The following is a 22,288-nucleotide window of genomic DNA, read 5'->3' on the forward strand; positions in this document are numbered from 1 at the left end:
GAAGGCCGACGAGGATGGGTCCCGTCAGCCGTTTCCGTTTCTATCGGCAGTGCTGCCTCTAGATTTTCGTGAGCAGCAGTGCTAGCAGGGCGCTTCTTTGCGCAAGGTGGTCAATGACGACATGCTCGTACTCGGCGTGGGGGCCGTCACCGACCGCGCCCAATCCATCCAGTGTCGGAATGCCGAGAGCCGCAGTAAAATTGCCGTCGCTGCCTCCGCCTACGGAAGCTTCTGTCAGGGTGAAGCCAAGCTCATCTGCACATTGATTGGCAAGCGCGAACAAGCGGGCCGTTTGTACCGTCCGCTCCATCGGAGGACGGTTCAGTCCGCCGTCTGTTTCCAGCTTGATTCCCGGCAGTTTTGGCTTGGCCCCGTTGATGGCTGCCTGCACCCGCTCTGCCTCTGCCATGCTGGAAATGCGGACATCGATGTCCAGCCGCGCTTGTTCGGCGACGACGTTGGACCGGCTGCCCCCTGAGGCGATCCCGACATTGACGGTTGTGCCTTTGGCGTAGTCCGTAAGGGCGTGCAGGTTCAAAATCTGATGAGCCATTTCCTCAACCGCACTGATGCCGTCCCCGTGATGGTTTCCGGCGTGGGCGGCTTTGCCTGTAATCGTCATCGTAAACTGACCGACGCCTTTTCGCGCTGTCTTCAGTGCGCCCGAGACCGCGACGGCAGGCTCGGGCACAAGTGCCGCAGCGCTTCTTGCGGCTTCTTCCTCGATCAGCGAGCGGGAGGTGTCGCTGCCGGTCTCTTCGTCGCTGGTCAGCAGAAAGACGACCTTCTTGTTCAGGGCTATGCCCAGATCCTTGCAAGCCTTCAGGGCCCAGAGAGCTTGAATGATGCCGCCCTTCATGTCAAAGATGCCGGGGCCGTACGCCTTGTTGCCCTCCAGCCGGTACCTGAGCCTGCCGATGTCCCAGACCGTATCGATATGGCCCATGATGAGGATTTGCTCGCTCCCGTCGCCGTATTGATAACGTAAATGATTGCCGGTTTTCTCCATCGGGATGACCTCGGCGGACAGCCCCAGATGCTGGCGGAACAGCTCCTGGAAAACCTCGCCGCAGCGGTCTACCGCCGCTTTGTCGTGCGTGGGCGACTCTGCCCGGACGACTCGCTCCAGATCGGATAAAATCAAGTGTTCTCGCTCTTTCAGATAGGACTGGATGGATGGCATGACATTCTCCTCCTTTAGGTTTGTTTAGCTAGGCGCGATCAGCCGGTACACTTTTCGCGGCCGTCCGCGGCTGGCCGGCGCTTCTTCTCCGGTAAGCTCGGCGAGGCCGTTTTTCTCCAGATCGCTTAAAATGCGGCGGGCATTGCGCTGCGTCATCCCCAGCCATTCCGCCGCCTCAACGGCACTGATGCAATTCTGGCCCAAATTTTTTTGTACGGAGAGGAGCTTGTTGTAGGTCGTGATCGTGACGCCGGCCTTGCGCAGCAGTTGGCTCATTTCCTTGTTCTCCGTCCGGTATTGATAAGTGATGCTGTCCGGGGTGTAGAGGGGGCCTTCCATCACTCCCTCGTCATTGACGAGGATCGCGTTGGAGACACCTGTCTGTTTGGCGTGGAGCAGCGCGAGCTGGGCATTTTTTTCCGCGGCAAGAGCAGTGGCGCCGAAGCCGACACCGATGTGCGTAGGCAGATCGGCGATGAGCCAGATTCGCTCCATCAGGGCAGACGGGGGAAATGTCCGGTTGTCCTCAAACGAGCCCCGGGTAGAGAAGACCAGATGCTTTCCGTTCCCCAGAGGCACGACGGCACCCGCCTGCGCTTCGACGTAATCGAGAATGGTTTCCTGCAGCTTCAGCTCCAGGCGATGAACCTCGTAAATTCCTTTGTTCTCGCCGATCAGCTTGTCCAGGCCGTCGACCACCACCATTTGAACGGCGATTTGCGACTTTTTGAAGTGCAGCGCTTCTCCTTCCTGGCTGGCCATGTCCAGCATCGTGCGGATCGCCACCCGGTCGTGAGTGATCCGGTACACAGGGATTTCCCTTGCCTTTAATTCATCATAGACAGAGCTGATGCAGGTAGCGCAGGCGTCGACCTTTCCTTGGGAATAAAGTCCCGTATGAAAGGCGATCAGCTCCATGGAAGGCATGAAGCCGGAATAGGAGAGCAGATGCAGCTGGTCACAGGGAAGGCCGAGATCGGCGCACATTTCCCGGAACGCCTCTGCTGAAATGGTATCAAAGCTGACGCGCTCCAGACGTCGATGGTCCCGGTACACCAGCTCAAGCAAGACTCTCGTCAGACTCGAGCCCTGGAGCTGGGGAAAGAACGCCTTTTGCTTGCGGATCTGCTCTTTGGCGATCGCGTAAGGGGCCTGGCCCGAAAACAGCCAAATATCGACCGAGTCAGCCGCAGCATGGACGATTCCGCTCGCTTCTGCGGCATTTTGATAGACATAAGGAATGAACTGCATGCGGTCCTTGTACTCTTCACCGACTTCGCAGATGAGTCGGACGGAATCCCGGGGGCCGACAACCCCGACTCGGCTCATCATGACTCATGGGCGCACAGGGCGCAAAGCGCAAGCGTTTTCACGGCGATGGGCAAAACCTTCTCGTCGATGTCGAAGCGCTCGTTGTGATGGCCGGCAGCCAGCGTCGTTCCGAATGCCAGATAGGAAGCGAGACCGCCTTTTGCCTGGACTCGTTCCATCATGTAGGTGGCGTCCTCCGAACCGGATGTCTGGAACTGATCTACTACAGATACAACCTCGGCTACTTTTTCGGCCTGGCTGCGGATAAACGGGAGCAGCTCGGGACTGGGGGCACATTGGTTTGCTTTCCCTACGATCCGGACATTCGACTCGACTCCGTACATCGCGGCGGCACCCTCGATGATCTCCATCGCGCGGGCGAGCGTATATTCATTCACCTCGCTCGTCTCTCCGCGCGTTTCCAGCTTGAAGAAGGCGTGATGGGGAATGATGTTGCGGCCGCTGCCGGCATGCAGGACGCCCACGTTGACACGTGAGTTGCCGCCGCTGTGCCTCGCGATCGAGTGAAGGTTCAGGACGGCAGAGGCGGCAGCGAGCAGGGCGTTTTTCCCGTCTTCGGGATGGCCTCCGGCATGCGATGCCACTCCGGTATAGGTGACATCAACCTTCGTCGTAGCCAGGTAGCCGCTGGTTCCGCAGGCTACCTCGCCGAGCGGCACGCCGATGCCGATATGGCAGGCAAAAAAGCGGTCGACATCGTCGACAACGCCTGCATCCACCATCGATTTGGCTCCCCGGACGCCTTCTTCCGCCGGCTGGAAGATCAGCTTGATTTTGCCTTGAAGCTCATCCTTTAGCTGACTGAGAACATAGGCCAGCCCCAGCCCGATGGTCGTGTGGGCATCATGACCGCAGGCGTGCATCATGACAGGGTTGACCGAAGCGAAGCCTTCTGCCGCAGGAATGTGATCGGGCGCATCCGATTCCTGCAGGTCCAGCGCGTCCATATCGACGCGAAAAGCGACCGTGGGCCCGGGGCGGCCTGTGTCGAGAATGCCGACGACTCCGGTGAACCCCCCGGAAAAATGCGGAAGCCATTTGGCGATGGCTCCTTGCTCTCGGGCACGCTGCTCCTGCTGAGCCAGAAATGACTCGTCAGGCACGCCCATTCTTCCCTCTGGATGGATGACCTCCGGGCCGGCTTTTACTTCATAGCCCCAACCGGACAAGCGGTCGGCAACAATGCTGGCCGTGCGGAACTCCACCCAGCCCGATTCAGCGTACTTGTGAAAGTCGCGGCGCCAGCTCAAGAGTGTGGGAAATAACTCTTCTACCAGTCTGTTTACACCTTCAACCATATGCGTCTCCTTTTTGCGGCGTGCTATTTTAGGAATAATTTAGGAATTACTCCTTAATTCAAATGAATTTCTCTGCTGGAAATGAAAATCCTTCCAGTAAATTTTATTTTATTAGAACAATTTAGAATATTTTGAGTTGACACAAAGCTGAACCGACCCTATAGTTTTTAATTAAGGAATCTTAAAGGAATATTTCCAAAAAGAAGGAGGAGAGATAGGTGCAGGACGTCTTTTCCTACATCGAACAAAACCGGGAGACTTACATTGGCTGGCTGCAAGACATCTGCAAGCAACCGAGCGTGGCGGCGCAAAACCGCGGCATGAAGGAAACCGCTGATATGGTGGAACGTTTCGTCCGCGAGATCGGCGGAGAGGCGGAGCAATTGGAAACGTCCGGCTATCCGGTCGTCTTTGGACAATTCAAGGGCGAGAGCGAACGGATTTTGTCCTTTTACAACCATTACGATGTCCAGCCGGAAGATCCGCTCGATTTATGGCATTCACCGCCTTTTGGCGCGGAAATCCGGGATGGGTACATGTATGCGCGGGGAGTGGCGGACAACAAGGGCAATCTGATGGCCCGCCTGGCTGCCGTCCACGCTTGCCTCCAGGTACGGGGCAAGCTGCCTGTAGGAGTCAAGTTCATCGTCGAGGGCGAGGAAGAGATCGGCAGCGTGCATCTGGAGGAATTCGTGGAAAAGTACGCGGACCGGATCGGAGCCGACGGTTGCGTCTGGGAGTTTGGCTATAAAAACGCTGACGGACGGCCGCAGATCAGCCTCGGGGTAAAAGGGATGTGCTATGTGGAGCTGATTTGCCGGGGAGCCAACACCGACCTGCACTCCGCCAATGCGGCGATAATCGAAAACCCCGCCTGGCACCTGCTCTGGGCCTTGAACACGCTGAAGGGACCGGATGAGCGTATCCGCATCGAAGGCTTTTATGACAAGGTTGCGAGTCTGAGCGATGACGACCAGCTCATGCTGGAGCAAATGATTTACAACGAGGAAGACACGCTGGAAAAGCTGGGGCTGAAGTCCTTCCTGCTGGACCTGAAAGGAATTCCGCTCAAGGAAAAGCTGATCTTCCAGCCTACTTGTACCGTTTGCGGCATCGTCTCCGGCTATATCGGCCAAGGCTCCAAGACGGTCCTGCCGGCAGAGGCGAGGGTAAAGCTCGATTTCCGGCTCGTACCCGATCAGGACCCGCACGAAATACTCGCACTTTTGCGCAAGCATTTGGATGAGCACGGATTTTCGGACATCGAGATCCAGTCGTTCACGCTGGAGCATCCGGCCCGTACGCCGCTGAACAATCCGCTGACCCGCGCTGTCGTGAATACCTCCAAGCAGATTTACGGAATGGAACCGACCATCATGCCGATGTCGCCGGGAACAGGCCCGATGTACATTCTCTGCCAGCATCTCGGCATTCCCGCCGTATCAGTCGGCGTCGGCCACTTCGCCTCCAACAACCACGCTCCAAACGAAAATATCAGCATCGATGACTACATACAGGGGATCAAGCATATCGCCGCGATTCTAGAAGAGTTTGCGAAGGAAGTGTAGCAAGGAACAAGGAACAAGGAGGTAGCGTGAAAGTAAATCGAAGTGCCGTATGTATCGGAAATACCGGAAGTATCGGAAATACCGGAAGTACCGGAAATACCGGAAATACCGGAAATACCGGAAGTACCGGAAATACCGGAAGTACCGGAAATACCACATATCCACAAGAGCAACAAGCGCAGCAGGAGGCGAAAACAACGCAGTAACGAAAAAGGAGGCGTTCGTCATATGGGCCAAACACCCGCTTTGTACCAAATCTCCGAGATTCTTGCCAAAGCAAGCGTCTTGAGAGAGCAAATCGTGGCGTGGCGGCGGGACTTTCATCAAAATCCCGAGCTCAGCTTTGAAGAGAAGCGCACCTCGGATATTGTCGCAAGCCACCTGGAGAAGCTGGGGCTGGAAGTAAAGCGAGGCCTTGGCAGGACAGGCGTTGTCGGAATTTTGCGAGGAAAGCAGCCGGGAGCGACGATTGGCCTGCGGGCTGATATGGACGCCTTGCCGATACACGATCAGAAAGACGTCGCGTACCGCTCCACGGTAGACGGCAAAATGCACGCCTGCGGCCATGACGCCCACACCAGCATGTTGATGGGAGCAGCGCAGTTCCTCAGTCAAGTGGAGCGGCCGGAAAAGGGAAATGTCGTCTTCGTGTTTCAGCCGGCCGAGGAGGGAGGCGGCGGCGCCCAGGTCATGATCGAGGACGGGTTGCTTCGGGAGACAGGCATTCAGGCGATGGCCGGACTGCACGTCTTTCCGGGGGTGCCTGTGGGCCGAGTGACTGCTGTCAGAGGCGTAGGCTGTGCTGCTGCAGACACGATCCACATCCGGGTCATCGGCCTCGGCGGACACGCGGCGCATCCGCATCTGGCAGTCGACTCCGTCGCTGTGACTGCAGAGGTCATCTCGGCGCTGCAGCAGATCGCCAGCCGCCATGTGGACCCGCTCGATCCGATCGTCATTACAATCGGCAAGATTCAGGGAGGGACGGCGAGCAATGTGATCGCCCCGGAGGTAGAGCTTTTCGGAACAGTCCGCACGCTGAATCCGGCGCTTCGGGAACAGATGCCGGAGCGGATCGAGAAAGTGATCGCCGGCGTTACCCAAGCCTTCGGAGCGACCTATGCGTTTGATTACGAGTTCGGGTACCCGTCGATTTTAAATGACGACGGCATGGTGGATCTCTTGCTCAAAACGTCCGATGACGTTCTGGGACAGGGCAAGTATCAGCTCGTGAAGCCGTCCATGGGTGGAGAAGACTTTTCCTACTACACCCATCATGTGCCGGGCGTATTCTTCCGCCTGGGTGTGGGCAACGAAGACAAGCGCACTCAATATCCACTGCATCACCCGCTGTTCGACATCGATGAAGACGCGCTTCCGATCGGCGTCGCCATGCTGTCGGCGTTTGCCTTGAATTACTTGAGGCAATAGGCGGGAGCCACTTCAGAGTATCCATAAGGGGGAAACCAGACATGAAAAAACGGATTGCAGGCTTTGGTCTTGCAGCGATCCTTGCCCTGTCAGCGGCCCTGGTCGGCTGCAGCAGCCAATCTGGCGCGCCGGCTCAACCGTCCGGGAACAAGGAAACGGCACAGCCCGCTGGACAGAACGGAGAAAAAGTGCTGACGATTGCCAGCGGCAGCGACATCGTCACTTTTGATATTCACGATCACAACAACACGTCGACGGAAGCTGTGCACGTCAATATGTTCGATTATCTGGTGCGAAAGGACGCCCAGCAAAAGGTGCAGCCCGACCTTGCGACCGAGTGGGAGACGGTAAACGACACGACCTGGCGCTTCAAGCTGCGTCAAGGCGTAAAATTCCACAACGGCGACGAGTTCACCGCCGAGGACGTCAAGTTCACGCTGGAGCGTGTAGCCACGGACAACAAGCTGCTGGAGTACGGAAACTACAAGCAAATCAAAGAAGTGAAAGTAATCGACCCGCATACGGTTGAAATCATCACCCACGCGCCGGAACCGGTCCTGCTGAACCGTCTGTCCAGGCTCGGCTCCGGCATCCTCCCATCCAAGTACATCAAGGAAAAGGGCTGGGACGAATTCCTGAAAAACCCGGTGGGAACAGGCCCGTACAAGCTGGGAAAATGGGTGCGTGACGATCGCCTGACGCTGGTGAAAAACGATGAGTACTTCGGCGAAAAGCCGAAATGGGACAAGGTCGTTTTCCGTTCCATCCCGGAAGATGCGACCCGTGTCGCGGAACTGCTGACAGGCGGCGTCGATATTGCCGTAAACATCCCGCCGAGCGATCTGCAGCGCATCAAGGACAACGACGGCACCGACACGAAGCAAGGACCGACCCAGCGCGTCATGCAGCTCACCCTGCGGCTGACGCCGGGAACGGTCACCGAGAATCCGAAGGTGCGTGAAGCTATTGATTTGGCTATCGACAAGCAGGCGATCGTCGACAACATCCTCGCCGGCGGAGGCGTGCCGACCCGCACCCGCGTGACTCCGGGAAACTTTGGCACCAATCTCGACCTGTACAACAAGACGCTCTACGATCCGGAAAAGGCGAAGCAGCTTTTGGCGGAAGCCGGCTATCCAAACGGTCTGGAGCTGACGCTGAATGCGACGAGCGGCCGTTACCTGAAAGACAAGGAAACGGCAGAGCTGATCCAGGCGATGCTGGCCGAGGTGGGAATCAACGCCAAGCTGGAGCTGCTGGAGTGGAGCAAGTTCAACGAAAAGTACAAAGCGAAAAAATTTGATGAAGTGTTCATGATCGCCTACGGAAACTCCATGTTTGACGCGTCTTTGGCGTTTGACCGTTTGACTACGGAGCGGTCCAAGGGCGAGTCGGATTACAGCAACCCGGAGCTGGACAAGCTTCTGGCGGACGGAGAGAAGAACATGAACATGGAAGAGCGTGAAAAGCAGTATAAACAAGCGCAGGAAATCATCGCGGAAGAACGCCCGCACATTTATTTGTACCAAATGAATGCCAACTACGGTGTGAGCGACCGCATCAACTTTGAACCGCGTTTGGACGAAATGCTGTTCGTCGATGAAATTACACTGAAATAAGAAAAAGGTGCAGCGAATGGGGTCTCCACTGGCGAGGCCCCTTCCTGTTCCATGACCGATAGCTTGATGAACCTGTTTAGCAACTCGCAAATGTTTCGGGAGGTGACACCGTGAGACAGTATTTGTTGAAGTCGATTCTGCAGATTGTTCCCGTGCTTTTTCTGATCTCGATCATCGTCTTCGTGCTGGTGTACGTTACCGGAGACCCGGTGTCTCTGATGCTGTCCGATACGGCGACGGACGAGGATCGGGAAATCCTGATCGCTGCGCTGGGGTTGGATCAGCCGATGCACATCCAGTATTTCCGCTTTCTCGGCAACATGCTGCAGGGGGACTTCGGCACATCTTTCCGCTATGACATGCCCGCCCTGCCGATTGTTTTGGAGCGTCTGCCGGCAACCTTTGAACTGGCGATTGCAGCCATGATCGTCGCCACGGTGATCTCGATTCCGCTGGGCATTCTGTCCGCGACCAAGCGAAATTCCTTTTTGGACATTTTCGTTTCAGGCGCTTCCGTATTGGGCAAGGCAATGCCGCATTTTTGGCTGGGAATCATGCTGATCCTGTTGTTCGCCGTCGAGTGGAAGACCTTGCCGGTATCGGGAAGGGGTTCATGGGACCATTTGATCCTGCCTGCCTTTACACTCGGGACGGGAATTGCTGCGGAGATGACCCGCCTGATTCGTTCCAGCATGCTGGAAATTTTGGGGCAGGACTACATTCGCACAGCGAGAAGCAAGGGGCTGATCGAAACCATTGTCGTGTACAAGCACGCCCTGCGAAATTCGCTTATCCCCGTAGTGACCATCATGGCTTTGCAAACCTCTACCCTGATCGGCGGCACGCTGATTACGGAGACGATCTTTTCCTGGCCGGGAATGGGACAGCTAATCATTCAGGCAGTGAATACCCGCGATATGGCCATCGTCCAGGCCGCTGTTTTTGTCGTCGCCTTTTTGGTCATCGTCAGCAACATCCTGGCAGACATTTTATACCGCGTGTTGGACCCGCGCATCAAGTACAACTAAACGGAGGTGAGCCGTATGTCTCTTCCCCTGGAATCGCAAACAGCACAAGCAGGCAGCGTCGGCCAGGCGGTCAAAAAGCCGGGGCAGCTCCGCCGTTTGGCCCGCATGCTGTTGAAAAGCAAAACAGGAACAATCGGACTTTTGATCGTCATCGTCGTCGTATTTATGGCCGTCTTCGCCAGTGCGATCGCTCCTCATGATCCGGCCAAAACCCAGGCAGCGCAGCGCCTCAAGCCTCCCATGTGGATGGAGGGAGGCTCGCCGGCAAATCCGCTCGGAACCGACAATCTGGGGCGCGATGTGCTCAGCCGCATCATCTACGGCTCGCAGGTTTCCCTGATGGTCGGGGTGTGTGCCGTCGCCGTAGCGGGCGCGATCGGGGTCGTACTGGGACTCGTCTCCGGCTACTTCGGCGGGATCGTGGATAATCTCATCATGCGGACGGTCGATTCGTTTCTCGCCATTCCGAATATTTTGTTCATGCTGGTGATTTTGACCGTCCTCGGGCCCAGTCTGACGACCCTGATCCTCGTCCTCGGCTTTACCAACTGGGTCAAGTACGCCCGCATCATCCGCGGTGAAGTGCTCAGCGTCAAGGAACGCGACTTCGTCAGAGCCGCCCGCACTGTCGGCGCAAGCGACGGGCGAATCATTTTTACACACATTTTGCCCAACGTTATCTCCTCCTTTATCGTCGTCTCTACGTTGAGCGTAGCCACGACGATCATCGCGGAGGCCTCGCTCAGCTTTCTCGGCTTGGGGATTCAGCCGCCGACTGTCTCCTGGGGCGGCATGCTGAGCGACGGCAGGCAGTACCTCGCTACGAGCTGGTGGGTGGCGACCTTCCCCGGTGTAGCGATTACGATCACGGTTTTGGGCATTATGTTTCTCGGAGACTGGCTGCGCGACATTCTGGACCCTCGCATGAAGGCTAGAGCGAAGTAGGGAGGGGAGACTCGATATGGAAGCAAACTTGCTGGAAGTAAAACATTTGCAGACGCATTTCAAAACAGAGGACGGCGTCGTTCCCTCCGTAAACGGCGTCTCGTTTTCCGTAGCCAAGGGCGAGACACTCGCCATCGTCGGCGAATCGGGCTGCGGCAAAAGCGTTACCTCCCTCTCGATCATGGGATTGGTCGCCCCGCCTGGCGAAGTGGTGGGCGGAGAAATCTGGCTGGAGGGCCAAAACCTGCTCGCTTTAAGCAAAAAAGAGCTTCGCAAGCTGCGCGGCAACAAGCTGTCGATGATCTTCCAGGAGCCGATGACCTCGCTCAATCCCGTGTTTACAATCGGGAACCAGCTCGGAGAGGTATTTCGCCAGCACAGACAGATGGACAAAAAGGAAGCCCGGGCACACAGCGTCGAAATGCTGGAGCATGTCGGCATCCCCAATGCGGAAAAGATCGTCGATTCCTTTCCCCATCAGCTTTCAGGGGGTATGCGGCAGCGCGTCATGATCGCCATGGCGCTGGCCTGCAATCCGGCCCTGTTGATCGCGGACGAGCCGACGACCGCCTTGGACGTGACGATCCAGGCACAAATTCTCGAGCTGCTGAAAAAGCTGAACAAGGAGTTTCAAACCGGAGTCATTCTGATTACGCACGATCTCGGTGTCGTAGCCGAGATGGCGGATCGAGTCGTGGTGATGTACGCGGGAGAAGTGGTGGAGCAGGCTGACGTCTTTTCCCTTTTTGCGGAGCCGAAGCATCCGTATACAAAAGGGCTGCTCGGTTCGCTGCCGAAGCTGGACGAAAATCGGGAGGAGCTGGACTCGATCCCCGGCTCGGTACCGAATCCGCTCGACATGCCGGACGGCTGTGCGTTTCACCCGCGCTGCCCTGCCGCCACAGAAGAGTGCAAGCAAAACAAGCCGCAGCTTCAAGAGGTGGCCCTGAACCATCTGGCACGCTGCTTCTACGCGTAAAGGAGGCACATAGCAATGGACCAGACGAAAGAACCGCTGTTGGTGGTTAAAGGGTTAAAAAAGCATTTTCCCTTCAAGAAAGGCATGTTTTCCAAAGAGACAGGCTACGTACGGGCCGTAGATGGCGTCGACTTTACCGTGTACCGCGGAGAAACGCTGGGAATCGTCGGAGAATCCGGCTGCGGCAAGTCGACCACCGGCCAGATGATTTTGCAGCTGCTGGAGCCGACCGAAGGGGAGATTTGGTTTGAGGGAAAAAATCTGTCCACTCTCGGCAAAGCCGAGGTCCGCACTTTGCGGCAGCACCTGCAAATGATTTTTCAGGACCCGTATTCCTCGCTCAATCCGCGGATGCGGGTGGAAGAAATCGTGGCCGAGCCGCTGCGCGTACACGGCACGCACAAAGGAAGCGAGCTGAAGGAAAAGGTTGTGGAGCTGCTGCGCCTTGTCGGGCTGGATGCCCACCATATGAGCCGCCACCCGCATGAATTCAGCGGCGGGCAGAGACAGCGGATCGGCATCGCGCGCGCCCTCGCCTTGAATCCGAGCCTGATCGTCTGCGACGAGCCGGTATCGGCGCTCGACGTGTCGATCCAGTCGCAGGTGCTGAACCTGCTCAAGAAGCTGCAAAAGGAGCTAAAGCTGACCTACATTTTCATCGCCCACGGCTTGCCTGCCGTCAAGCATATCAGCGACCGGATCGCGGTCATGTACCTGGGCAAAATCGTGGAGCTGGCAGAGCGCGACGAGCTGTTTGCAAACCCGCGCCACCCCTACACGGAAGCGCTTCTGTCGGCTGTCCCGATTCCTGATCCGACGCAGCGAAAGGAACGGATTGTCCTGCAGGGCGATCTGCCGAATCCGGCCAATCCTCCGTCCGGCTGCCATTTTCACACCAGATGTCCGTATGTGCAGGATGTGTGCAGACAGACTGCGCCGACACTGACAGAAGGTGCTGCAGGGCATTTTGTCTCCTGCCATTTCCCGCTTGCTCAAAGCCAGGAAGGCGTTATGGGATAAAACTGGCATTTGTTTCACGAAAAAAGGAGGTGCCCCGATGTCTTTGGCAGACAGAAGGGGCCTTTTTTCATCAAGTAGAGACTGAGTGGTCATCCGGAGATTTGACTTGATGATCGAGTTCATGCATAATAGCCATAAGCTTAATTTCCGATTTGCATAATCGGAAAGCGGGGGAACCACTTTTTCCGGGGCGAATCGGCAGCATATCTGCCGTAGGGAACCATCTTTCCCGAGTCCGTCAGCTAACCTCGTCAGCCTCAAGATGGGTCAAAACAAGCATTCCGTGTCAGATCATTCCGACGTGGAAAACAATTCGGTTTTTTGACCCTATGCTTTTGCAGGGTCTTTTTGTATTTTTACAGGTACAGACCCTGCATTGGCGGGGTCTTTTTATTTTCAAAAATACAGCGAAAAGAGGGGATGCGAATGGCAAATGCGGTTGTCTTTGAACGCGTGCGCAAATCGTACGGCTCGACGACTGTGATCCCGAATCTCAATCTGGAGATTCCCGAGGGGAGCATCACAGTGCTGGTCGGGCCATCCGGCTGCGGCAAGACCACGACGATGAAGATGATCAACCGGTTGATTTCGCCAACATCGGGGACGATTACCGTCGGCGGAAGGAATTCGGCGGAGGTCGATCCGGTCGCGCTGAGGCGGAGCATCGGCTATGTGATTCAGCAGGTCGGCCTGTTTCCCCACCTGACAATCGCGGAAAATATTTCGCTGGTGCCACGGCTTCAGGGGGGAAAAGGGTCGATTGATCACAAAAAGGTCGATCGCCTGCTCCATATGGTCGGCCTGGCCCCCGACCGGTACCGGGACAGATACCCGTCCGAGCTCTCCGGAGGCCAGCAGCAGCGGGTAGGGGTAGCCCGGGCGCTGATGAGCGATCCGCCGATCATTCTGATGGATGAGCCTTTTTCGGCGCTCGATCCGGTTACCCGGGAGCAGCTGCAGGATGAGCTGATCCGGCTGAACCAGGAGCTGAACAAAACAGTCGTTTTTGTCACCCACGACATGGATGAAGCGTTGAAAATCGCCGACCAGATCGTGGTCATGCAAAACGGGAATGTGATCCAGCAGGGGACGCCCGATCACATTTTGCGCCATCCGGCCAATGATTTTGTCCGGGAGTTCATCGGGGAAAAACGGCTGCAGTCCCACCTCGGGCAGCTTGTCCAGGATGTCATGGTCACGCAGCCGGTTACCGTCTCCCCGGGCCGAGGGCTGGCGGAGGCTGTACAGATCATGCACCGCAAGCGGGTAACCGGGCTGATCGTTGTCGACAAGCATGGGAAGTACTTGGGCATGGCGGATACGGCGGATATTCACAAGCGGTACCCGGATGAATCGCTGGCCATCCGCGATGTGATGCGGACAGACACCATGACGCTTTCACCCGACACCCCGCTCGCGGATGCCATCGGCTTCGTGCAGGAAGCGCCGTACGGGTACGTGCCGGTCGTCCGCCAAGACGGGACGTTGGCAGGCTTGTTGACAAGGGCCAGTCTGGTCGATGTGCTTGCACGGCCATACTTGGATCAGGAGAGGAGCGTGGCGCAATGAGTGAAGTGATTTCCGTAATGGCAGACCGCTGGCCGGATATTGTGCAGGCGAGCTGGGAGCATATCGTTCTGTCTGTCGTCGCGTTGTTCTGGGCGATTGTAGTTGCGGTGCCGACAGGCATTCTGCTGACCCGGTACCGGAAGCTTGCCGGTCCGGTGCTGGCCGTGATCTCGGTCTTCCAGACGATTCCCAGTCTGGCGCTGCTCGGATTTATGATTCCGCTGTTTGGCATCGGACCGATCCCGGCTGTCATCGCGATGGTCATTTACGCGCTGCTGCCTATCGTCCGCAATACGTACACCGGCATTTTGGACGTCGATTCCTCGCTGCTGGAAGCAGGGCGCGGCATGGGGATGACCAAAGGCCAGATGCTGCGGATCGTAGAGCTTCCACTGGCCCGCCCCGTCATATTTGCCGGGATTCGCACGGCTACGGTCATGACGATCGGAGTGGCGACGCTCGCGGCGTTTATCGGGGCAGGCGGCTTGGGCGACCTGATCCTTCGCGGGATTGCCATGGTGGACACGGGCATCATCCTGGCAGGTGCGGTGCCGGCTGCGCTGCTGGCGGTCTTGTTTGACCTGATTCTGGCCTGGGTAGATTGGCGAGTGACGCCAAAAGGATTGCGCATTCGCCACTCGCGTTAGGCCGCTTTATCCAAAAAGCTGATTTTTGAAAACTTGAACACATCAGCCTTTTTGGGGTTTTTCAAATAAACGGTTAATGATGAAAGGGGAGGATCTTGTGAGAGCAGGATGGCTGAGGAAAGTTGGAATGGGCGTGTTGGCATTGTCGATGATGGCTGTGACGGGCTGCTCGGTTCTGACCGGTACAAAAGCGTCTGATCAGGTGACTGTGGTGGGGAAAAATTTCACGGAACAAGATATATTGACGAATCTCGTAGGTATCATGCTGGAGAAAAATACGGACTTAAAAGTCGAGACAAAGCCGTTTTTAGGCGGGACCGATGTAGCTTTTAACGCCGTCAAAGGCGGCAGTGCAGACCTGTATGTAGAGTATACGGGAACGGGTCTGGTCAACATCATGGGACAGGAAGCGATGAAGGACCCTCAAGAGGTGTACGACAAGGTAAAGGCAGATTTTGCAGAGAAATACAAAATGGAATGGCTGGAGCCGATCGGGTTTAACAACACGTATGCCCTGGCGGTGACAAAAGAGACGGCCGATAAATATAAGCTGAAGACAATCTCTGATCTGATCCCGCATGCGCAACAGCTCACGTTCGGAACCGAACAGGAGTTTCTCGAGCGCTCGGACGGCTTGAAAGGCCTGGAAAAATCATACGGCCTGAAATTCAAAGGTACGAAATCAATGGACGCCGGTCTTAAATATAAAGCAATCAGCGAAGGGAACGTCGATATCATCGATGCCTTCTCGACAGACGGTCAGCTCGTGAAGCACGATTTGGTCATTTTGGAGGACGACAAGCATTTCTTCCCGCCGTACTTTGCCGCGCCGCTCGTCCGTCAGGAAACGCTGCAGAAGCATCCGCAGATCAAGGAAGTGCTGAGCAAGCTCGCCGGGAAGATTGACGACAAGCAAATGGCGGTGCTCAACGCGCAGGTGGATGTAGACAAGAAGAAGTCGCGGGATGTTGCGGAAGCTTGGCTGAAGGAGCAGGGGCTGATTCCTTAAAATGAGGAAGTCGGCATTGGCTAGATATAGTGTTGGTTAGAGATGGGTAGCCGGGAGCTGTTCTCCTGGCAGAATAAAATGAAGTAGACCCGGAGCAAAAAGGTTTTGAGTAAGCCGGTTTTCACCACATTGCGTGTGAAGCCGGCTATTTTTTTGTATGAGGCGAAAGCGCACTTCATTCGTAACCGTTTCAAAGGGGTTTTTCCAATAAACTGTATAGACTGTTATCGGGTTGAATAGACAGGATATTGCCCAAGCGATGGGATAAATGTCATTTTTTGTCCGTGATTATGGTATAATCAAAACCGGAACATACATTCTCAAAGAAGGAGGAATCGACTTGTTGATCTCTGTTGAATCGATCACTGTGATTCGAAGCGGCAAAGCTGCCATTTCTCGGCCATCCTCACACGGGCGAAGGCAGTTGTCATAGGAATACGCAGACGGCAGGGGCATTAGGCCGACATACGTCCAAACGCAAGGTTAGAGGAAGCTCATCTTTCGCTGGAGGGAGTGTTCATAGCTCTTTCGTAAATCGATTTTTTCGTTAGTCCGTAAATCCATATCGGGTGACTTGCAAGAAATCACACACGTCAGCTTCTGTTCAGCTCCGGAACGTTTCCATATACAATCCCCAACATAAACCCCAATCGATGTTTGCATAGGTAGAGTTGATCGTCTTCCCTGTTTCCTGATCGATGATAGGAACCTCTGATTTTGAAATAGTAGGGTACCAGCTTTACGGTATCAAAAGGAAAATGGATCGTTGCCCGGTTTCCCATATGCATAGGGAATGTATGTCTATGGCGGTGAAAGCCATTAGGCGTTTGGGTGCCAAAATACCTTGTTGAAATTTGGCGAATTGAAAAAAGTTATATTTTTGGTTAAATATGGTATACTGAAATGGTCTGATATGCTGGACTGCAATACACATTCTATCAATATTACTGTTCTTATTCTTCCAAAGAGTGATCTTCGTACGGCAGCACTATCAAAATTATGTAGGGAAAGGTTGGTTTATATGTGTGGAATTGTCGCAATGTTTTCGAAACAGGCTCCCATCACTGCGATTGCTGTCGAACGTGCTACTCGTCAACTCTCCCATCGCGGACCTGACCGGCAAAGTATCTGGCTGTCCGAAAGCAAGCGAGTCGGATTGGGTCACGCTCGCCTCAGCATTATTGACCTAGAGACTGGAGACCAGCCTATTGCGAATGAAGATGAACGGCTTCACGTTGTCGTAAACGGTGAATTCTACGATTACGAGCGAATTCAGAGAGAGTTAGTCAAACGGGGGCACCGGTTGCGAACACGCTCTGACAGTGAGATCGCGTTACATCTGTACGAAGAGAATGGACTCGGATTTCTTGAATACCTGCGCGGTGAATTTGCCCTGGTGCTTTGGGATGAAACCGAGCAACGCCTGTTGGCTGTGCGAGACCGTTTTGGGATCAAGCCGCTTTTTTACACAGTACAAGATGGGGTTCTATACGTCGCGTCGGAGATGAAGGCGCTGTTTGCAGCAGGAGTACCCGCGAAGTGGGATCATGAATCCTACTACCAGCACTTGTTGTTTTACAAGCATCTGGACCGTACGTTATTCGAAGGTGTTAACCAGGTTCCACCCGGCCACTACCTGCTTGCTACGGCTGATGGAATACAAATCAAACAGTATTGGGATCATCACTATCCGCTGGCAGACGCGAATTCTCTGCCACGCAGCGAAGAAGAGTACATCAGTGAAGTAAGGCATGCACTGGACGAGAGCATCAAGACACGGATGCGGGCCGACGTACCCGTTGGATTTCATCTCAGCGGAGGCGTTGATTCTTCAACGGTACTTGGGATGGCTGCCAGGCATCGGACGGACCCGCTGCAAGCATTTACCGTTTCGTTTTCGGATCATGCCTATGATGAAAGTGAAGTAGCGCGTGAGACGGCGGCCCATGTAGGGGCGGATTTTCATCTGATTCCGCTTGATCATACCGATTTTGCCGATCACGTAATAAAGGCCGTTTGGCATGCGGAAACGATTGGGATAAACATGAACGGCGTTGCCCGCTATTTGAAAAGCAAGGTACTCCACGAGCGGGGGATTCGCGTCGTGTTGTCGGGGGACGGCGCTGATGAATTGTTTGCCGGATACATATTTTCCCGATTGGATTTGCTGCTCGCCGGACTGGAAGGCCTGAGCGAAGAGGAGAAGCTTCGCAAACTGGACGAATTTTTGCAACATAATCCCTCTTTTAACCACGTTTCGATTCGCAGCTATCTCAACCAGTCATTGGATTGTTTCAACCAGACACTTGGATACACACCCGCCTGGATCCAGGCTGTGCATGCAAGCCGCATGCCGTTAAAACAGCTGCTCTCGCCCGATTTCGGAGCGCGCTTTGCCGAGTACGATCCGTATCGTGAATTTGTGAAAAAGCTGGATGTAGAAGGACAGTTGGCAGGGCGAGATCGCGTCACTCAAGTTCTTTATACGTGGAACAAGTCGATTCTGCCTAACCAGATCCTGTTTGCCGACCGTCTGGATATGTCTCATGGAGTAGAAGTGCGAATGCCCCTGCTTGATCACAAATTGTTTGAAGTGGTACGAAACCTTCCTGTATCGATGCTGATAAATCGGTTCAAAGAAAAGTATGCTCTTCGTGAAGCGGCGAAGCCCTACCTCACCCAGACCGTCTACTCCCGCCCCAAACAGCCGTTTAATGCTCCTCCTTCCACATTGGAAACGGACAACAAGTTGTTTCAGTTGACTCAGGATATGTTGAGAAGCAAGGTCATGGACGATGTTCCTTTCTTTGAGAAAAAACTGATGATCAAGCTGCTCGACCAACTCCCGCACATGGATAAAAGCCAACGCGTAAATGCAGATACCGTCCTGCTTCTGGTGCTCACCACATGCATTCTCCAAGACCAATACGTAAATAGCAGCAGTGAATCTTTGTCAAGAAAATCATAGAAACAAGGAGACGCGAATGGGGAAACTACGAGAGTTTTACAAGTCTTTTCATCCAATTGTCCACACGTTGTTACTAGGGATCATCCTGGTATCTGTAGCAAGAGGCATGAGTATCCCCTTCCTAGCTATCTATCTCGCCAAAACGACTGATCTGGATCCGGCACAGATTGGATTGATCATAGGGGTCGGTGCGATCGCCGGTACCTTTGGCGGCTTTATCGGAGGCACACTTTCCGATTTTATCGGCCGTAAAAAAGTGTTAATCGGCACGCTCTATGTCTTTGCTCTGGTTTTCTTCGGGTTTGTTTTAACCACGAATGTCCTGTTGATTTTTGTTTTGAACATTTTGCTGAATCTATGCATTTCGTTTTTCGATCCTGTGTCCAAGGCATTGATGGGCGATGTCACTCCACCGGAAAAACGGCTGCGACTATTCTCGTTCCGTTATACTTCGGTGAACATCGGTTTTGCCATTGGTCCGCTTCTCGGTACCGCTTTGTCCACCATCGATGACCGGGTGCCGTTTTTTGTGGGGGCGATTCTTTACCTGCTATACGTCCTCATTCTGCAATTCAGCTTCAAATACTTTGCCTATGAAGATATTCAAACAAAAGCGGAAGAGAAGATAACCATTCGGAGTGCTGTTCATGTCATCCGCCACGATAAGGTGCTGGGATTTTTCATCCTGGGCAGCATCCTGACGATGGCGGTAATGGGCGAGATGTCTGTTACGCTCTCTCAATATTTGAAAAATAGCTTTATCGACGGGGTCCGGTTATTTGCGATCTTGATGAGTATCAATTCAGTAGTCGTTATTTTGTTCCAATATTCGCTGACAAAATGGGCGGAACGGTTTACGCCGTTGATCAACATCGTGATGGGAAGCATTCTTCTGGCCATATCCGAGGCAGGCTTTGCGTATTCCGGCAGCTGGACGTTTTTTATCATATCCATGATCGTTTTCACGCTTGGAGAAATATTGATCGTCCCGTCTGAATACATTATCGTCGACCGCATTACGCCCGAAGGAATGCGTGGCACGTATTACGGAGCGCATACCTTTAACGGATTTGGCAACTTTATCGGCCCGTGGTTTGGCGGAATTCTGCTGGCAGAATACGGCGGCATTGCGATGTTCAACACGTTTGGACTGATTGCATTATTGAGTATTTTCTTCTTTTGGCGTGGACAAAAAATGTATGAAGTCAGAAGGGGCAATTCCGTCACTTCGATGTAAGGCCTGTTGAAAAGAAGCGCATTTCAAACGTCTTCAATAGGAGGTTGTTCCGCCATGCACGATCAAAATGTGGATGTGTCAGTCCACCTGCAATCGGTTGTCCGCCATGGTATTCCGAAAACATCCGGGGAGCTGAAAGTAGCAGCTTTGCACAAACCTGTTCACGTGTATCGGGACCACAGAGGCGTGCCTCATATTGAGGCCCGGACAGCAGCCGATCTGTATCTGGCACAAGGGTTTGTGACTGCTCAAGAACGCATGTGGCAGATGGATATGTCGCGCAGGCTAACAAGCGGGCGGTTGTCGGAAGTAATGGGCTCCTCGACGGTAAACTCGGATAAACTGTATCGCAAGCTTCAACTAAAAAGAGCCGCCGAGGATTCCCTGACCCAGTGTTCGCCAGCGACCAGAAAGATCCTGGACAGTTTTTCCCAGGGCGTGAACGCCTACCTGCGTCAAGCTGTTGAAGAAAACACGCTTCCGCTCGAATGCAATCTGCTGGGGTATCAGCCGGAGTTCTGGACGCCGATTGATACGCTGTTGATCGGCAAGCTGCTGGCAGCGAGCCTGAGCGAAAATATGAAAGCGGAAGTGTATCGCCATCTTTTGCGAAATCAAGTAGGCGATGAGTTGGCCAAACAACTTTGGCCTGTCTATCCAGCTGACGGCTTTATCACGATTTCCAGTCAACACACCGGGGGGAGCACTGTTTCCGAAAAGGAAGCTGATTTGCCCATAAACATTCAGATGGAATTGAGGAGTTTATTGCAATTTTTCACGGGATCAGGCGCCGTTGCCGGTTCGAACGGGTGGGTCGTTTCCGGAAAGCTGACGAAGAGCGGAAAGCCGCTCTTGGCGAACGATCCGCATCTCGGTATGGATACGCCGTCCATCTGGTTTCAAACTCATTTGCATCTGCACACTGAAGAAAAAACGTTGAATGTGATCGGGGTGACACTGCCCGGGGTACCCGGTGTCGTGTTGGGGCACAACGACTCCATCGCCTGGGGGGTAACGAATGCAATCGCGGATACACAGGATTTATACATAGAAAAGTTTAACAGCGACAATCCGCATCAAGTGTACCAGGAGGGCAAGTGGGAGGACGTTACCGTTGTTCGCGAAGTGATAGAGGTAAAAGGTGAGGCAAGCATACCCATGGAAGTGCGAATTACCCGTCACGGCCCTGTTTTGACAGACCACACTCCAGAAGTCTCAAAACGGGAAGAATACGGATTGTCTTTGCGATGGACGGCGTACTCTCCGGGCAGAGAGATCGAGGCGTTTTTGGAGATGAACAGAGCGGAGAACTGGGAGCAATTCAAACAAGGTCTGCAAAAAATCGTCTCTCCGGCACTAAATGTGTTGTTTGCCTCCAATGACGGCACGATCGCATTCAAAACCGTTGGAGCAATACCGATTCGTGCCAAAGGGGACGGACTGGTTCCCGTGCCCGGTTGGACGAATGAATTTGAGTGGAACGGGTTTATCCCTTTTGAGAAGTGTCCCGAAGTGGTAAATCCCGAGGAAGGATTTATCGTCGCGGCTAACAACAAAATCGTCAATGACTCCTATCCGTATCTGATCGCCCATTCATGGGATGCACCGTATCGGGCCAACCGGATTGCCAAGGTCCTTCGCGGCAGCAAAGAGTTTTCATCAGAAGATATGCGTCGTCTTCAAGCGGACCTTTTCAACGAACAAGCGACAACCTTGCTGCCTGCCTTGCTTGCATTGTTCAATCAGGTGCAGCTCACAGACGTGGAGCAGAAAGCGTTGCAATTATTGCAAGAATGGAATTATCAAGACGAGGCCGAGCAGGCAGCCCCCCTTATGTATCACTTGTGGTTCGATCTGTTGCGAAAACGATTGTACGAACCGAAATTGGGTCCTGCGCTGTATCAACTCATGGCAGATGGCACCAATGTGACAGACGCCATGCTGCTCGAAGCGGCAGCGGGTCGCGAAAACGACTGGATCAAACAGGTGGGGGGAATCAAAGAACTTGCCATCAGTAGCTTTATCAGCGCTGTGCAGCAAGCGGTTGACTTGCAGGGCGAGAACCCTCAAGCGTGGAGGTGGGGCGAATACCATCGAATCCGCTACACCCACCCGTTGGCAGCTGTCATGAAATCTCTCGGGATTCCGGTAGAGGAACCGGATATTCCCATGGGCGGCAGCAGACAAACCGTGTGTCTGATGGGTTTTGACGGATCGGGAGTTGTGGGATACGGCGCTCCGTGGCGTCAGGTTGTCGATCTGTCCGATCTTGCCGGCAATTCCTTTGATATTGTCGCACCGGGGCAATCGGGCCATGTTTTTAGCTGCTGGTATTCCGATCAGGCAGTCCCCCATGCCGCTGGAGAACTGTGCAAGCAATGGTTCGCACCAGAAGAGTACCGAAAAGGAGACCTGCTGGTCCTTCATCCATAATCGTGAGGAGAGAAGGGCCAGG

The 22,288-nt window shown here is 54.3% G+C and carries 16 protein-coding genes and 1 riboswitch; of the genes, 13 read left to right on the forward strand and 3 right to left on the reverse strand.

The genetic code is table 11. From position 1 onward, the window contains the following. Positions 1–58 precede the first annotated feature (58 nt). The 3 genes from EDM54_RS16945 to EDM54_RS16955 are packed head-to-tail and all read right to left on the reverse strand — an operon-like array spanning position 59 to position 3,813. A complete protein-coding gene (locus EDM54_RS16945) occupies positions 59–1,183 on the reverse strand; it encodes a M20 family metallopeptidase (protein ID WP_024983414.1) in 1,125 nt (374 codons plus the stop codon). Positions 1,184–1,207: 24 nt separating this feature from the next. Then, positions 1,208–2,512: a helix-turn-helix domain-containing protein gene (locus EDM54_RS16950; RefSeq protein WP_003389571.1), complete on the reverse strand. Its 1,305-nt coding sequence runs from the start codon at positions 2,510–2,512 to the stop codon at positions 1,208–1,210. Beyond that, complete coding sequence (locus EDM54_RS16955) at positions 2,512–3,813, reverse strand: amidohydrolase (protein WP_122958496.1); 1,302 nt, start codon at positions 3,811–3,813, stop codon at positions 2,512–2,514. The genes EDM54_RS16950 and EDM54_RS16955 overlap by 1 nt, the downstream gene beginning before the upstream one ends. 218 nt (positions 3,814–4,031) lie before the next feature. Between EDM54_RS16955 and EDM54_RS16960 the strand changes: the two genes are divergently transcribed. From EDM54_RS16960 to EDM54_RS17025, 13 genes are all read left to right on the forward strand, one after another. After that, complete coding sequence (locus EDM54_RS16960; RefSeq protein WP_122958497.1) at positions 4,032–5,381, forward strand: M20 family metallopeptidase; 1,350 nt, start codon at positions 4,032–4,034, stop codon at positions 5,379–5,381. A 228-nt stretch (positions 5,382–5,609) separates the two neighbouring features. Then, on the forward strand, positions 5,610–6,812 hold the full coding sequence (locus tag EDM54_RS16970; protein WP_122958499.1) for a M20 metallopeptidase family protein: 1,203 nt from the start codon (positions 5,610–5,612) through the stop codon (positions 6,810–6,812). A 41-nt stretch (positions 6,813–6,853) separates the two neighbouring features. After that, on the forward strand, positions 6,854–8,431 hold the full coding sequence (locus tag EDM54_RS16975) for an ABC transporter substrate-binding protein (protein ID WP_122958500.1): 1,578 nt from the start codon (positions 6,854–6,856) through the stop codon (positions 8,429–8,431). Positions 8,432–8,541: 110 nt separating this feature from the next. Further along, positions 8,542–9,459, forward strand: a complete 918-nt coding sequence (locus EDM54_RS16980) for an ABC transporter permease (RefSeq protein ID WP_003389564.1) — start codon at positions 8,542–8,544, stop codon at positions 9,457–9,459. A 15-nt stretch (positions 9,460–9,474) separates the two neighbouring features. Further along, positions 9,475–10,404: an ABC transporter permease gene (locus tag EDM54_RS16985; protein ID WP_003389563.1), complete on the forward strand. Its 930-nt coding sequence runs from the start codon at positions 9,475–9,477 to the stop codon at positions 10,402–10,404. Positions 10,405–10,420: 16 nt separating this feature from the next. Further along, on the forward strand, positions 10,421–11,383 hold the full coding sequence (locus EDM54_RS16990; protein ID WP_122958501.1) for an ABC transporter ATP-binding protein: 963 nt from the start codon (positions 10,421–10,423) through the stop codon (positions 11,381–11,383). A 15-nt stretch (positions 11,384–11,398) separates the two neighbouring features. Then, complete coding sequence (locus EDM54_RS16995; protein ID WP_024983408.1) at positions 11,399–12,403, forward strand: ABC transporter ATP-binding protein; 1,005 nt, start codon at positions 11,399–11,401, stop codon at positions 12,401–12,403. Between the two features lie 127 nt (positions 12,404–12,530). Then, a riboswitch (cyclic di-AMP (ydaO/yuaA leader) is annotated at positions 12,531–12,675 on the forward strand. A gap of 154 nt (positions 12,676–12,829) precedes the next feature. Continuing rightward, positions 12,830–13,972, forward strand: a complete 1,143-nt coding sequence (locus EDM54_RS17000; RefSeq protein ID WP_039070521.1) for an ABC transporter ATP-binding protein — start codon at positions 12,830–12,832, stop codon at positions 13,970–13,972. After that, positions 13,969–14,619 carry an ABC transporter permease gene (locus tag EDM54_RS17005; RefSeq protein ID WP_003389558.1) on the forward strand — a complete coding sequence of 217 codons (651 nt, stop codon included), beginning with the start codon at positions 13,969–13,971 and terminating at the stop codon, positions 14,617–14,619. The genes EDM54_RS17000 and EDM54_RS17005 overlap by 4 nt, the downstream gene beginning before the upstream one ends. A 97-nt stretch (positions 14,620–14,716) precedes the next feature. Further along, positions 14,717–15,628 (forward strand): ABC transporter substrate-binding protein, encoded by a 912-nt coding sequence (locus tag EDM54_RS17010; protein WP_197029772.1) that lies wholly within the window; start codon positions 14,717–14,719, stop codon positions 15,626–15,628. A 1,021-nt stretch (positions 15,629–16,649) separates the two neighbouring features. Further along, the gene (gene asnB / locus EDM54_RS17015; protein ID WP_024983405.1) at positions 16,650–18,596 is read left to right on the forward strand and encodes an asparagine synthase (glutamine-hydrolyzing); all 1,947 of its coding nucleotides are present in this window, start codon (positions 16,650–16,652) and stop codon (positions 18,594–18,596) included. Between the two features lie 16 nt (positions 18,597–18,612). After that, the gene (locus tag EDM54_RS17020; protein WP_024983404.1) at positions 18,613–19,833 is read left to right on the forward strand and encodes an MDR family MFS transporter; all 1,221 of its coding nucleotides are present in this window, start codon (positions 18,613–18,615) and stop codon (positions 19,831–19,833) included. Between the two features lie 54 nt (positions 19,834–19,887). Next, complete coding sequence (locus tag EDM54_RS17025; protein ID WP_122958502.1) at positions 19,888–22,266, forward strand: penicillin acylase family protein; 2,379 nt, start codon at positions 19,888–19,890, stop codon at positions 22,264–22,266. The last annotated feature ends 22 nt before the right edge of the window (positions 22,267–22,288 follow it).

This window comes from Brevibacillus borstelensis, assembly GCF_003710865.1.
GTDB classification, from domain to species: Bacteria; Bacillota; Bacilli; order Brevibacillales; family Brevibacillaceae; genus Brevibacillus; species Brevibacillus borstelensis.